Origin of the sequence: Isoptericola sp. b408, from assembly GCF_030588085.1 — a bacterium.
Classification (GTDB): Bacteria; Actinomycetota; Actinomycetes; order Actinomycetales; family Cellulomonadaceae; genus Isoptericola; species Isoptericola sediminis.
Genome location: NZ_JAUQYQ010000002.1, coordinates 279162 through 292132, shown reverse-complemented (window position 1 = coordinate 292132; position 12971 = coordinate 279162). Strand labels below are relative to the sequence as shown.

The following is a 12971-nucleotide window of genomic DNA, read 5'->3' as shown; positions in this document are numbered from 1 at the left end:
GGCCGCCGCCGGAGCGTGCGGCGGCCGTCCGCTCAGAGGAACTGCAGGGAGGTCTTGAGCTCGTACGGGGTGACCTGGGCGCGGTAGGCGTCCCACTCGTTGCGCTTGTTCTTCAGCACGTAGTCGAAGACGTGCTCGCCCAGGGTCTCGGCGACGAGCTCCGAGGACTCCATGAGCTCGATGGCCTCGTCGAGGGACTCCGGCAGCGGCGCGATGCCGAGCGCGCGGCGCTCCGCCCCGGTGAGCTCCCAGACGTCGTCCTCGGTGGCCTCGGGCAGCTCGTACCCCTCCTCGATGCCCTTCATCCCGGCGGCCAGCAGCACGGCGAACGCCAGGTACGGGTTCGCCGCCGAGTCCAGCGCCCGGTACTCGATCCGCGAGGAGTTGCCCTTGCCCGGCTTGTACATGGGCACGCGCACCAGCGCGGAGCGGTTGTTGTGGCCCCAGCAGATGTAGCTGGGCGCCTCGGAGCCGCCCCACAGCCGCTTGTAGGAGTTGACGTGCTGGTTGGTCACCGCGGTGATCTCCCCGGCGTGCACCAGCAGCCCGGCGATGAACTGGCGCCCGGTCTTGGACAGCTCGAACTGCGCCCCCGGCTCGTGGAAGGCGTTGGAGTCCTCCTCGAACAGGGACATGTGGGTGTGCATGCCCGACCCCGGCTTGTCCGCGAAGGGCTTGGGCATGAAGGAGGCGAACACACCCTGCTCGAGCGCGACCTCCTTGACCACGGTGCGGAACGTCATGAGGTTGTCCGCGGTGGTCAGCGCGTCGGCGTAGCGCAGGTCGATCTCGTTCTGCCCGGGCCCGGCCTCGTGGTGGGAGAACTCCACGGAGATACCCATCGACTCGAGCATCGAGATGGCCGCGCGCCGGAAGTCGTGCGTGCTGCCGCGGGCCAGGTGGTCGAAGTAGCCGCCCTCGTCGACCGGCACCAGGGGCCCGTCCGAGGAACCCATCTGGTTGAAGAGGTAGAACTCGACCTCAGGGTGGGTGTAGAACGTGAAGCCCTTGTCGCCGGCCTTGGCGAGCGTGCGCTTGAGGACGTTGCGCGAGTCGGCACGCGAGGGCTCGCCCTCGGGGGTGAGCAGGTCGCAGAACATGCGACCGGTGCCGTGGCGCTCACCGCGCCAGGGCAGCACCTGGAACGTCGTGGGGTCGGGCTTGGCGATCATGTCCGCCTCGTAGACCCGTGTCAGCCCCTCGATCGCGCTGCCGTCGAAGCCGATGCCCTCGACGAAGGCCTGCTCGAGCTCCGCCGGGGCGACCGCGACGGACTTGAGCACCCCCAGCACGTCGGTGAACCAGAGTCGGATGAAGCGGATGTCGCGCTCCTCGACCGTGCGAAGCACGAACTCCTGCTGCCTGTCCATGACCTCATCCTGCCCGATACCTGTTAACCGTGGGTGACGGACCGTCGTCGGTCCGTCGCAGCGGTCCGGGACCTGGGCCCGCACCGGCTGTCGCCTACGCTATCGACCATGGAACCCGCAGGCCACAACCCCTCGGTCACGCCCGCTGACAACTCCGCTGTGAGGTCGGTCACCGACGACGACGCGGCCGGCATCGCCGCCGGCGCCCGCCGAGTCCGCGTCCACCACCTGCAGCGCGCCAAGGAGCGCGGTGAGCGCATCACGATGCTCACCGCCTACGACGCCCCCACGGCCGCGATCCTCGACGCCGCCGGCATCGACACGCTGCTCGTGGGCGACTCCGTCGGGAACACCATGCTCGGGCACGCCACCACGCTGCCCGTCACCCTCGACGACATGGTGCGGGCCGGACGCGCGGTCGCCTCGGCGGCGCAGCACGCGTTCGTCGTCGTCGACCTGCCCTTCGGCACCTACGAGGCGGGCCCCGAGCAGGCCCTCGCCTCCGCCGTGCGCATCATGAAGGAGACCGGCGCCTCGGCGGTCAAGCTCGAGGGCGGCCGCCGCTCGGCCGAGCAGATCCGCGCGATCACCCAGGCGGGGATCCCGGTGGTCGGCCACCTCGGCTACACCCCGCAGTCCGAGAACGCGCTGGGCGGCCCCCGCGTGCAGGGCCGGGGCGACGACGCGGCCGAGGAGCTCAGCCAGGACGCGCTCGCCGTCCAGGAGGCCGGCGCGGTCGCGGTCGTGCTGGAGATGGTGCCCCGCGCCGTGGCGGCCCGCATCACCGAGTTCCTGGTCATCCCGACGATCGGGATCGGCGCCGGCCCCGAGGTCGACGGCCAGGTCCTCGTGTGGACCGACATGGCCGGGATGACCGACTGGTCGCCGCGCTTCGCCCGCCGCTACGCCGAGCTGGGCCGCGCCCTGCAGCAGGCGGCCGCGGACTTCGCGGCCGAGGTGCGCGACGGGTCCTTCCCGACCGAGGAGCACACCTTCGACCAGTGACGCGGGACCGGCGGCGCAGAGCCCCTCAGCGCCGCCAGTCCTCGTCCTCGGCCTCCCACTCCTCGTTGCGCCGCGCGGCGTTGTCCAGGGCGTGCTGCGCCTCCTCGCGCGTGGCGTACGGACCCAGCAGGTGCGTCCAGCTCGACTTCTCCTTCGCGGTCTCCACCTGCCCGGTCTCGGTGTTGAACCAATACTGGGTGCTGCTGCTGTACTCGCTCATGACTCGATCCTGCCGCAAGATGGGGTCCATGGCTGAGCAGAGCGGACACCAGGTGGCCTTCGGTATCGACATCGGCGGGTCCGGGATCAAGGGCGCCCCCGTCGACCTGACCACCGGCGAGTTCGCCGCGGACCGGCTGCGGATCCCCACCCCGAGCAAGTCCACCCCGGACGCGGTCGCCGACGTGCTCGCCGAGCTCGTCGCCGGCTTCGACCTGCCCGACGAGGCGCCGGTCGGCGTCGCGTTCCCCGCGCCCCTGGACCGCGGGATCGTCCGGTTCATCGCCAACCTGCACAAGTCCTGGAAGGGCGTCGACCTGCCGCAGCTCGTCCGCGAGGCGACCGGCCGTGACGTGACGGCGGTCAACGACGCGGACGCGGCCGGGGTCGGGGAGGACCGCTACGGGGCGGCCGCCGGGCACGGCGGCGTGGTGCTCATGGCGACCCTGGGCACCGGGATCGGGTCAGCCCTGCTGGTGGACGGCGTGCTCGTGCCGAACACCGAGCTCGGCCACCTCGAGATCGACGGGCACGACGCCGAGACGAAGGCGTCGGAGGCCGCGCGGGACCGCGAGGACCTGTCGTGGGAGAAGTGGGCGAAGCGCCTGCAGCGCTACTTCGAGACCGTGGAGATGCTGCTCTCCCCCGACCTCATCGTCGTCGGCGGCGGCGTGAGCAAGCACCACCAGAAGTTCCTGCCGCTGCTGGACCTCCGCGCCGAGATCGTCCCGGCAACACTGCGCAACCGCGCCGGGATCGTCGGCGCCGCCTCCCTCGCGGCCGATCCCCACTGACCCTTCCGGACACGAGGACGCCGCACCACCCGGCCGGGTGGTGCGGCGTCGTCGTGTCGGGTCAGTTGGCGACGGGGACGTCGACGTGCAACGTGCCCAGCGGTTCGCTGACGACGGCCGGCGGGTCGTGCAACGTGACGGAGAGCCCTTCGTCCTGCCCGATGCGGCAGAGCTGGACGAGGAAGGCGATACCCGCGGAGTCGAGGAACGTCACCTCGGAGGCGTCCACGATCACGGGAAGGTCACGCTGGAACGCCCCGGCCAGAGCAGCCGAGGCCTCGTCGCGCAGGGCGATGTCGATCTCGCCCCACAGGGTCACCACACTGGCCTCGGGCGTCTCGTTCAAGACGATCCCTCCGGCCCGAACCTCATGGATGAGGGTCACTGTGCCACCTTCGTCCCTGGTGTCCTCGCCCCCTGCGTGCCGCGGGCGCGGCACCGGCGTTCGAGACTCGCGACCTCGTCGTCGCGATGCGGCCAACGTACACCACTCCGACCCCCACGGGAACCCGTTTCCGGAACCGTTCTTGACCGAACTTTCACGTTCGGACCGGGGCACCGGAGCGCCCGTCGACCCGTCGGTCACAGCTCGAGGCGCAGGACGCGACGGCGCGGCGTCGGGGCCGCGACCTCCTCCAGGCCGGCGGCCGAGAAGATCTGCGGCACGCCGACGCTCGCCTCGTCCCAGATCACCTCGCCACCGTCCGCCGCGACGATCGGATACCCCTCGAGGACCCGCGCACCCCGTTCCCGGGCGAAGTCGACGGCGCAGCGGGCCAGCTCGTACATCAGCCCCTGGCCCCGGTACCCCGCGCGGACGACGAAGCAGGCCGCGAGCCACACGCCGTCGTCGTCGCGGTCCTCGTGACGCCCGCGCCACGCGACGGGACTGCGGCCGTGGTACCGGCGGTAGGTCGGACGCGGGCCGACGGCGACCCAGCCGACCGGCTCGTCGCCGTCGTAGAGCACGACGCCGCTGGTCACCGGCGATGTCGGGTCGTCGGCACACGTCTGCTCGGCCAGCCGGAGCCGCCGTTCCTCGACCGGCATGTCCCACCACTCGCCGTCGCCGAGCACCTGACGCTGGCACTGGCACCGACCGGCCTGGGAGGTACCGAGCACCGTCTGGAGGTCCTCGAAGGGGACCTGGTTCGCGGGCCGTGCGGTGAGCGTCGCCACGCCGTGACCCTACGGGCGACCCCCGACGCTCGCCGCCGGACGGCCGGCGCCGGGGCGATGGGGTGCGGACGAGCCGGTCTGTACGCCGGGTTCTGTTCCCGTGCCGGGTCACCCCCGCACGGGCGACGGTCATCCATCTAGGACCTGCGTCGCCACAGGCCTCCAGCGGTCTACCCGGGGACATCGGGCGGGCAGCCCTCGAACGTCCCCTGTCCGACCTTGCTCCAGGTGGGGTTTACCGAGCCGTGCCCGTCACCGGACACGCTGGTGGTCTCTTACACCACCGTTTCACCCTCACCGCCGGTCTCCCGGCGGCGGTCTGTTTTCTGTGGCACTGTCCCGCGGGTCACCCCGGGTGGCCGTTAGCCACCACCTTGCCCTTCGGAGCCCGGACGTTCCTCGGCGACGGCGCCTGAGCACCGCCGACGCGACCGTCCGACCGACTCGTCCGCCCCGCAAGGATACCGGCCTCAGACCTCCACCGGGTACGTCAGCGCCAGCTCGTCCGCCGTCCGTCCGCGGATCCCCCAGTTCTCCGGCCGGCTCTCGAGGATCACGACCTCCAGGTCGTCGTCCGCCAGGTCCAGGGCCGGCGCGACCTCGTCGTACATGGCCCTGACCAGCGCCTTCTTCGCGGTGGTCGACCGGCCGGAGAAGCAGACGACCTCGATGAGGAGGTACGCGTCCGACCGCGGCGCGACGAGGTCCCCGTCCTCGAGCAGCAGGAACCGGTGGAACCTCTTGTCCTCGGGGATCCGCCAGGCCGTGACCAGCGCGTCGTGCACGGCGTCGGAGACCTCCTCACGACGCTCGCCCCAGATGGTCCGGTTTCCGTAGATCTTCACCTGCGCCATGAGGGGACCGTACCGCCCGGGGCGGTCCGTCAGTAGGCGGTGCGCCCCGGATAGGCGTGCCATGCCTCGAACGGGGCGAGCGCGGCGTCGATCCGCAGGTTCTCCATCGGCACCTCCGAGGGCTGTCGGCCGGCGAGCACCTCGTGGAAGTGCCGGTCGTCGAAGCCGGCACGGGCGGCGTCGTCGCGGTCGGCGGCGAACACCACCCGGTCGACGCGCGCCCACAGGGCGGCCCCGAGACACATCGGGCACGGTTCGCACGAGCTGTACAGCACCGCGCCGCTCAGGTCGAAGACGCCGAGCCGTGCGCACGCCTGCCGCAGCGCGACGACCTCGGCGTGCGCGGTCGGATCCGTGTCGGTCGTCACACGGTTCGTCCCCTCGGCCACGACCTCGCCGTCGCGGACGACCACCGCACCGAAGGGCCCGTGACCGGCCGGGACGCTACTCGTCGCCAGCTCCACGGCCCGGGTGAGCCAGTGCACGTCGTTCGTCATGCCGAGATCGTCCCACGGTTGCCTAAGGTGTCCGGGTGCTGATCTGCCTGCCGCCCTCCGAGGGCAAGACCCCCGCGCCCGACGACGGCGCACCTGTCGACCTCGCGGCGCTCACCGCGCCGGAGCTCACCGCGCAGCGCGAGGCCGTCCTGGACGCGCTGGCCACCGCCAGCGCCCGCGACGACGCCACCGCGGTCCTCAAGGTGGGGGCGGGCCTGGCGGAGGAGGTCGCCCGCAACACCCGGTTGCGCACCGCCCCGACGGCACCGGCGACCGACGTCTACACCGGGGTCCTGTACGCGGCGGCGGGCCTCGCCGAGCTCGACGGGGAGGCGGCGGCCCGTGCGGCGGCGGACGTGCGCATCTTCTCGGGCCTGTGGGGCGTCGTCGCGCCGTCCGACCGGATCCCCGCCTACCGGCTGTCCATGGGCGTCACGCTGCCGGGCGTCGGCGGGCTGGCCACCGCCTGGCGGCCGCACCTGACCGCCGCGCTGGCCGAGCGGGCCGCCGGCGACGTCGTCGTCGACTGCCGCTCGTCCGCCTACGTCTCCGCGTGGAAGCCGGCCACCACCGGCGACCACGCCGCCGAGTGGGTGACGGTCCGGGTCGTGCGGGAGGCGGACGGCGAGCGCACCGTCGTCTCGCACAACGCCAAGCACACCCGTGGCGTGCTCACGGGCCACCTGCTGCGTCGCCGGGCCGCTCCCCCGACCTCGGCGACCGGGCTGCTCGCCGCGGCCCGCGAGCTCGACGGCGAGGTGATCGGCACGCAGGTCGGCACCGGGCTCAGCTACCGGATGGTCGCGGCCGAGCTGCACGAGGCCACCGGCGCACGTCGCCCGCACACCCTGGAGCTCGTCGTCGCCTGACCGGTCTCCCGGGCGGGGCGCGTGCCAGCGGCGCACACTGGCGCCATGGCCTACGACGAGGAGCTGGCCGACCGCGTGCGGGACTCCCTCTCCCGGTGGGAGGGGCTCACCGAGCGGAGGATGTTCGGCGGCATCGCGTTCATGCTCTCCGGGAACATGGCCGCGGGGGTGCTGCGCGACGCGCTGATGGTGCGGGTCGGCCCGGACGGGTACGAGGACGCCCTGGCCGCGGGCGCCGCCCCGATGAGCATGGGTCACCGCGAGATGCGGGGGTTCGTCTCGGTGGGACGGGACGAGCTCGCCGACCCCGCCACGCTGGACGCCTGGGTGGCCCGCGGCGCCGACCACGCCGCTGCCCTGCCGCCGAAGTGACCGGTCGTCAGTCGGCGGCGGGGTGCCCGACGGCGGTGACCTCGCGGTCCCCGTCGGGCCACAGCCGCACGATGGACAGCGAGCACGGCGGCACGCGGAGGCGCCCCCACCCCGCCGGGGGCGCGTCCAGCGCCCGGCCGATCACGGACCGGATCACGGCGGCGTGGGCGACCACGACCGCGGTGCGCCCCACCGTGCCCGCCGCCAGCTCGTCGACCGCGGGGCCGACCCGTTCGCCCAGGTCCGCGTAGGACTCTCCCTCGGGCGGGGCGAAGGACCCGCTGGTGACCCACTTGGCCAGGTCGCCCGGCCAGGTCTCCTCGACCTCCTGCGGCGTCAGGGACTCCCAGACGCCGAAGCGCACCTCGGCGAAGCGCTCGTCCGTCGTGACGTGCATCCCGAGCCGCCGGCCGATCGCGGCGGCGGTCTCCTGGGTGCGCACCATCGGGGAGGCGACCAGCAGGTCGGGCCGGGCGAGGTCGGCCCAGCGCTCGGTGCCGAGCCGGAAGACGGCGTCCGCGGCCTGTGCCGCCTGGCGGCGACCCGCCGTGGTCAGCGACGGCCCGGGCACGTCGCCGCCGGACAGCGCCCCCGCCTCGGTCAGGTGCGTCACGCCGTGCCGCACCAGCACGAGCGTGGCCGGGACCGCGCCGTCGTAGCGCGCCAGGGCTCCGGGGGCGGGTCGGCGGTGCATCAGGAACCGTCGGGGTCGCGCACGAGGATCCGGCCGCACTCCTCGCACCGGACGATCTGCTCCGGGGCGGCGCCGCGCGCGGCGGCGAGGTCACCCGGGTTGAGCTCGAGGCGGCAGCCCTCGCAGCGGTTGCCGCGCAGGGCAGCGGCGCCGAGACCGCCGAGCTGGCCGCGCAGGCGGTCGTAGAGCGCCACGAGACCGGCGTCGAGCCCCTCGGCCAGCTGGGCGCGCTCCGCCTGGACCTCCCGCGCGGCGGCGTCGATCTCGGCGTAGGCGGCGTCCCGTTCGGCAGCGGCCTTCTCCTGGGCGGCGACCAGCTCGCCGTGGGCGGCCTCGACCTGCCCGAGCGACTCCTGGTGGGCCTCCAGCCGCTCCATGATCTCGAGCTCGGTCTCCTCCAGGACGTTCTGCCGACGGGCGAGCGACTCGAGCTCGCTCACCACGGCCTGGGCGTCCTTGGCACCGAGGGCGCCGCTGTCGAGCCGCTGCTGGTCCTTGGTCGCGCGGGTGCGCACCTGCTCGACGTCGGCCTCGGCCTTGGCGACCTCGCGCTCGAGGTCCGCGACGGCGGTCCGGGAGTCCACGAGCGAGGAGTGCAGGTCCGCGAGCCGCTTGTCCAGCTCGGCCAGCGTCGTCAGCGACGGGTGCTTGCTGCGCTGGTGGGCGAGCTGCTGGAGGCGGGTGTCCAGGGCCTGGACCTGGAGCAGACGACGCTGGTCCTCGACGGGTGCGGTAGCCATGGACGGGTCCTCTCGGTCTGCTCTCCTGATGCCGGTCAGCGCCCGACGCCGCCCACGCGGTGCGTCCACGGGTCGGTCACCAGGGTGCTGACCTTCGTGGTCACCGTACCGTCTCCGAGCCCGGCGGAGAGATCCGTGGCCGCGTAGGCCAGCCAGGGCCACTCGGAGGCGAAGTGCGCCACGTCCACGAGGAACGGGGTGCCCGCCTCGCGCCGCTCCGGGTCGGTCGACTCGAAGAGGGCCCGCTCGCGCAGCTCGGAGGCGGGGTGGTGACGCAGGTCGGCGGTGACGTACACGTCGGCGGCCGTCGCCCGCACGGCGTCGAACAGGGAGTCGCCCGACCCGCCGACGACCGCGGCCGTGGACACCGGGGCCTCGAGGTCGCCGGCCACGCGGACACCCTGGGCGGTGGTGGGCAGCACCTGGGCGACGCGTTCGGCGAACTCGCCCAGGGTCGTGGGGTGGTCGAGGGTGCCCACGCGTCCCAGCCCGCGCTCGGTGTCGTCGACGTGCGCGACGAGCGGACGGCGGTCGGTCAGCCCCACGAGGTCGGCCAGGGCGTCCGCGACCCCCCGCGGCGCCGCGTCGGCGTTCGTGTGCGCCACGTACAACCCGCAGCCCGCCGCCAGCAGCCGGTGGACCACGGCACCCTTGAACGTGGTCGCCGCCACCGAGTGCACGCCGCGCAGGAACAGCGGGTGGTGGGTCACCACGAGGTCCGCCTCCCACTCCACGGCCTCGGCGACGACGTCGGCCACCGGGTCGACGGCGAACAGCACCCGGCGCACCGGCCGCGACGGGTCGCCGGCGACCAGACCGACGGCGTCCCAGCCCTCCGCCGTCGACGGCGGGTAGAGGTCCTCCAGGACGGAGACGACGTCGGCCAGCGTGGGGTGTTCGGCGTTCATGGCCCCGAGCCTAGGACGTGCCGGTCACTCCATGTCCTCGAGCTCCTTGTTGCGGGTCTCGGGGACGAACCGCAACACGAAGAACAGCGACGCCAGCGCCGCGATCGTGTAGAAGCCGTAGGCGAACCACAGCCCGACCTCCGCCATGGACGGGAAGGAGCTGGAGATCGCGAAGTTGGCCAGCCACTGGGCCGCCGCCGCGATGCCGAGGGCCGTGCCACGGATCTTGTTGTTGAACATCTCCCCCAGCAGCACCCACACGGCCGGGCCCCAGGACATCCCGAAGAAGACGACGAACAGGTTGGCGGCCACGAGGGCGACGATCCCGGCGCTGTCGCTGAGGACCGGCTCGAGCTCGCCGGCGTCGTTGGGGACGAGCGGCGCCTGGCTGAACACGATCGTCATCGTCCCGAGGGCCACGAACATGCCGGCCGACCCGATGGTGAGCAGGCGACGTCGGCCGATCCGGTCGATGAGCAGGATCGCCACGACCGTGACGACGATGTTGGTCACCGACGTGATGACGGTCTGCTGCAGGGCGTCGTCCTCGGTGAACCCGACCGCCTGCCACAGGGTCGAGGAGTAGTAGAAGATGACGTTGATCCCGACGAACTGCTGGAAGACGCTCAGCGCGATGCCGATCCAGACGATCGGCAGCAGACCGCCGGTGGGCTTGAGCAGGTCCCGCAGCGAGGTGGCGCGGTCGCGGATGATCGTGCGGCGGATCTCGCTGATGCGGTCGTCGACGCCCTCGGTGAGCACGCTGGACAGCACCTTGCGGGCCTCGTCCTCGCGGCCCTGGTGCACCAGGAACCGGGGGGACTCCGGGATCGACAGCGCGAGCGCGCCGTAGATGACGGCGGGGATGACCTCGGTGAAGAACATCCAGCGCCAGGCGTCGAGGCCGAACCAGAACTCGTTGCCGGCCCCGCCGGCCGCCGCGGCGATGGCGTAGTCGGACAGCAGGGCGATGAAGATGCCGGTGACGATGGCCATCTGCTGCAGGGAGCCGAGGCGCCCGCGGATGTGCGCCGGCGAGATCTCCGCGATGTAGGCCGGCGCGATGACGGACGCCGCCCCGACGCCGAGGCCGCCGATGACGCGCCAGATGATCATGTCCACCGGGCCGACGGCGAACGTCGAGCCGATGGCGGAGATCGTGAACAGCGCCGAGGCGATGACCATGACGCGGACGCGGCCGATCTTGTCGGAGAGCCGCCCGGCGAAGTACGCGCCGACCATGCAGCCGAGCAGCGCCGAGGACACGACGAAGCCCGTCACCCCGGCACCCATGCCGAAGGCCTCCTGCATGGGCGTGACGGCGCCGTTGATCACCGCCGTGTCGAAGCCGAACAGGAAGCCGCCCAGCGCCGCGGTCACCGCGAGCTGGATCACACGCCCCGCGTGGAACCCCTGCTCCTGGGTCTGTGCCGTGCCTGACATGGTGCCCCTTCCGCCGCTGTCGTCAGAACCCGGCCAGGTTAGGCCCGCACGCCGTCGGGCGCCTGCCGGAGTCGGGGCGCTACTTCGCCTCGTCGTAGGCCGGCACGGCGGCGACCGTCAGGGGGAAGGCGACGGGGAACTCGCCGAAGAGCAGCCGTCCGGCCTCCGCGGCCGCCTCGCGCACCTCGTGGGCGACGGCGTCGGCGAGCTCGGCCGGCGCGTGCACGACGACCTCGTCGTGCACGAAGAACACCAGGTGCGGGCGGTCGGTGAACGGCGCCGGCGCGCGACCGTCGGTCGCTGCGGTGCCGAGCGCCCAGAGCCGGCGGCGGATCGAGGCCAGCCAGCAGTCCGCCCACTCGGCCGCGGTGCCCTGCACGACGAAGTTCCGCGTGAACCGCCCCCACGCGCGCGCCGAGGACCGGGCGAGCGTCGCGGCGTCCGGGGCGGGGTCGTCCCCGAGCGCACCGGACTGCGCGTCGTCCCAGGCCTGCCCCGGCGGCGGGGAGGACCGCCCGAGCCAGGTGGTCACCACGCCCCCGCGCTCACCGGTCGCGGCGGCCTCCTCGACCAGTCCCATCGACCGCGGGAAGGCGCTGCGCAGCCGCGGGAGCACCTGACCGCTGACACCCGTGGTCCCGCCGTAGAGCGCGCCGAGCATGCCCACCTTGGCGTGCTCGCGCGAGGCGACGGCACCGCCGGCCACGATGCCGGCGTACAGGTCGCCGTCGCGGCCGGCGCGCGCCATGGCCTCGTCCCGCGCCATCCCGGCGAGCACCCGCGGCTCGAGCTGGGCGGCGTCGGCCACCACCAGCACCCAGCCGGGATCGGCCCGCACCGCGCCGCGCACGCCCTTCGGCAGCTGCAGGGCTCCCCCGCCGGTGGAGGACCAGCGGCCGGTGACGACGCCGCCGACGACGTAGTCGGTGCGGAACCGGTCGCCGCGGACCCACTGGTCGAGCCAGTGCCAGCCGTTCGCGGTGTAGAGCCGGTAGAGGCTCTTGTACTCCAGCAGCGGGGCGATCACCGGGTGCTCGAGGCGCTGGAGCTCCCCCTTGCGCAGGCTGCGCGCCCCCACGCCGGCGTACTCCATGGCACGCAGCAGGTCCGGGTGGGAGTCGGGGTTCAGGGACGCGGGGGCGTCGAGGGCGGCGCGGATCTCGGTGACGAGCGCCTCCAGCCGGTCCGGGCGCAGGCCGGGCGCCGGGCGGGGCCCGAGGGCCTCGGTGAGGATCGCGTCGTGCACGTCCGCGCGCCACGGCAGGCCCGCGTGGTGCATCTCGGCGGCCGCGAGCGCCGCGGCGGACTCCGCCGCGAGCAGGAGTCGCAGCCGGCCGGGCTCCGACGCACCGGCGACGGCGGCCTGCTGGGCGGCCAGCTCGGCCACCGGGTCCGGGTCGGTCTGCGCGGGACGGCCCGACCGGGCCCCGTGCGTGGGTCCGTCGAGGTCACCGAGGTCGAACAGCGAGTCGGCCTGCTGCTCGGGGCGGGCCCGGTCGACCGCTCCCCCGGCGACGGTGGGTTCCAGGGCGTCCCAGGGACCCGACGGGGCACCGGCCAGGTCGGAGCCGTGCGCGAACCGCGAGCCGCGCAGCACCCGGTGGGCGAGGCGCAGGTCGTGGGCCCGCTCGACCCGGACCCCGTCGGCGAGCAGGGCGGGGTACCAGCGGTTGGTGTCGACCCAGGTCCAGCGCGACGGTTCCACGGACTCCCGGGCGTGCACGGCGGCGGAGAGCTCACCCGGCGCCAGCCGCCACGGCGAGGCGTCGTCGGGGTCGCTCCCTGCCCCCTCCGGACGTCGGACGGCCTGGACGACCCCGGAGGCCTGCCGGGCCAGGACGATGTGCACGGGAGCATCCTCGCGCGTCCCTCCGACACCGCGCGGGCGCGGTCCCGCAGGGGGGCGACGCGCGTCACGCGGCGCACGGCCCACGTGGCCGCGACCGCGCGGCTTTCCCCGCGTATCCTGTGAAGGCTTATGAGTCAGAACACCGAGCCCGTCGACGCCGTGCCGCCGATCGCCGTAC

15 protein-coding genes and 1 other RNA gene are annotated in these 12971 nt (G+C 73.4%); 4 read left to right on the top strand and 12 right to left on the bottom strand.

The genetic code is table 11. From position 1 onward, the window contains the following. Positions 1 to 32 precede the first annotated feature (32 nt). A complete protein-coding gene (gene glnA, locus Q6347_RS06995; RefSeq protein WP_171248039.1) occupies positions 33 to 1370 on the bottom strand; it encodes a type I glutamate--ammonia ligase in 1338 nt (445 codons plus the stop codon). Between the two features lie 108 nt (positions 1371 to 1478). Here glnA and panB point away from each other — a divergent pair, with 108 nt between their 5' ends. Beyond that, a complete protein-coding gene (panB, locus tag Q6347_RS06990) occupies positions 1479 to 2375 on the top strand; it encodes a 3-methyl-2-oxobutanoate hydroxymethyltransferase (protein ID WP_369810817.1) in 897 nt (298 codons plus the stop codon). 25 nt (positions 2376 to 2400) lie between these two features. Here the strand turns inward: panB and Q6347_RS06985 are convergent, their stop codons facing one another. Beyond that, positions 2401 to 2595 (bottom strand): SPOR domain-containing protein, encoded by a 195-nt coding sequence (locus tag Q6347_RS06985; protein ID WP_171248037.1) that lies wholly within the window; start codon positions 2593 to 2595, stop codon positions 2401 to 2403. Positions 2596 to 2623: 28 nt separating this feature from the next. Between Q6347_RS06985 and ppgK the strand changes: the two genes are divergently transcribed. Further along, positions 2624 to 3388, top strand: a complete 765-nt coding sequence (gene ppgK, locus Q6347_RS06980; RefSeq protein ID WP_171248036.1) for a polyphosphate--glucose phosphotransferase — start codon at positions 2624 to 2626, stop codon at positions 3386 to 3388. Between the two features lie 61 nt (positions 3389 to 3449). Here the strand turns inward: ppgK and Q6347_RS06975 are convergent, their stop codons facing one another. The 5 genes from Q6347_RS06975 to Q6347_RS06955 all read right to left on the bottom strand — a co-directional run bounded on the left by Q6347_RS06975 (position 3450) and on the right by Q6347_RS06955 (position 5918). Then, a complete protein-coding gene (locus tag Q6347_RS06975; RefSeq protein ID WP_304604239.1) occupies positions 3450 to 3734 on the bottom strand; it encodes an STAS domain-containing protein in 285 nt (94 codons plus the stop codon). 236 nt (positions 3735 to 3970) lie between these two features. Then, positions 3971 to 4567 carry a GNAT family N-acetyltransferase gene (locus tag Q6347_RS06970; protein ID WP_304604240.1) on the bottom strand — a complete coding sequence of 199 codons (597 nt, stop codon included), beginning with the start codon at positions 4565 to 4567 and terminating at the stop codon, positions 3971 to 3973. A gap of 65 nt (positions 4568 to 4632) precedes the next feature. Next, positions 4633 to 5014: RNase P RNA component class A (gene rnpB, locus Q6347_RS06965), an RNA gene on the bottom strand. Between the two features lie 23 nt (positions 5015 to 5037). Then, on the bottom strand, positions 5038 to 5421 hold the full coding sequence (locus tag Q6347_RS06960) for a tautomerase family protein (protein WP_304604241.1): 384 nt from the start codon (positions 5419 to 5421) through the stop codon (positions 5038 to 5040). A 29-nt stretch (positions 5422 to 5450) separates the two neighbouring features. Continuing rightward, on the bottom strand, positions 5451 to 5918 hold the full coding sequence (locus Q6347_RS06955; protein WP_304604242.1) for a nucleoside deaminase: 468 nt from the start codon (positions 5916 to 5918) through the stop codon (positions 5451 to 5453). A 35-nt stretch (positions 5919 to 5953) separates the two neighbouring features. On the opposite strand from Q6347_RS06955, the gene Q6347_RS06950 reads away from it, so the two are divergent. Then, positions 5954 to 6787 carry a YaaA family protein gene (locus Q6347_RS06950; protein WP_304607003.1) on the top strand — a complete coding sequence of 278 codons (834 nt, stop codon included), beginning with the start codon at positions 5954 to 5956 and terminating at the stop codon, positions 6785 to 6787. 45 nt (positions 6788 to 6832) lie between these two features. Further along, entirely contained in the window at positions 6833 to 7159 is a 327-nt protein-coding gene (locus Q6347_RS06945) for a TfoX/Sxy family protein (RefSeq protein ID WP_304604244.1), read from the top strand. Positions 7160 to 7166: 7 nt separating this feature from the next. On the opposite strand, the gene Q6347_RS06940 is transcribed toward Q6347_RS06945, so the two are convergent. The 5 genes from Q6347_RS06940 to Q6347_RS06920 form a co-directional block, all read right to left on the bottom strand. After that, positions 7167 to 7853, bottom strand: coding sequence for a histidine phosphatase family protein (locus tag Q6347_RS06940; protein WP_304607002.1), 687 nt, complete (start codon positions 7851 to 7853; stop codon positions 7167 to 7169). Beyond that, complete coding sequence (locus Q6347_RS06935) at positions 7853 to 8593, bottom strand: zinc ribbon domain-containing protein (RefSeq protein WP_304607001.1); 741 nt, start codon at positions 8591 to 8593, stop codon at positions 7853 to 7855. Before Q6347_RS06935 ends, Q6347_RS06940 begins: the two co-directional genes overlap by 1 nt. A gap of 35 nt (positions 8594 to 8628) precedes the next feature. Beyond that, positions 8629 to 9501 carry a Nif3-like dinuclear metal center hexameric protein gene (locus tag Q6347_RS06930; RefSeq protein WP_304604246.1) on the bottom strand — a complete coding sequence of 291 codons (873 nt, stop codon included), beginning with the start codon at positions 9499 to 9501 and terminating at the stop codon, positions 8629 to 8631. A gap of 24 nt (positions 9502 to 9525) precedes the next feature. Further along, on the bottom strand, positions 9526 to 10944 hold the full coding sequence (locus Q6347_RS06925) for a sugar porter family MFS transporter (RefSeq protein WP_304604247.1): 1419 nt from the start codon (positions 10942 to 10944) through the stop codon (positions 9526 to 9528). Positions 10945 to 11023: 79 nt separating this feature from the next. Then, positions 11024 to 12793 (bottom strand): bifunctional 3'-5' exonuclease/DNA polymerase, encoded by a 1770-nt coding sequence (locus Q6347_RS06920; RefSeq protein ID WP_304607000.1) that lies wholly within the window; start codon positions 12791 to 12793, stop codon positions 11024 to 11026. Positions 12794 to 12971 lie beyond the last annotated feature (178 nt).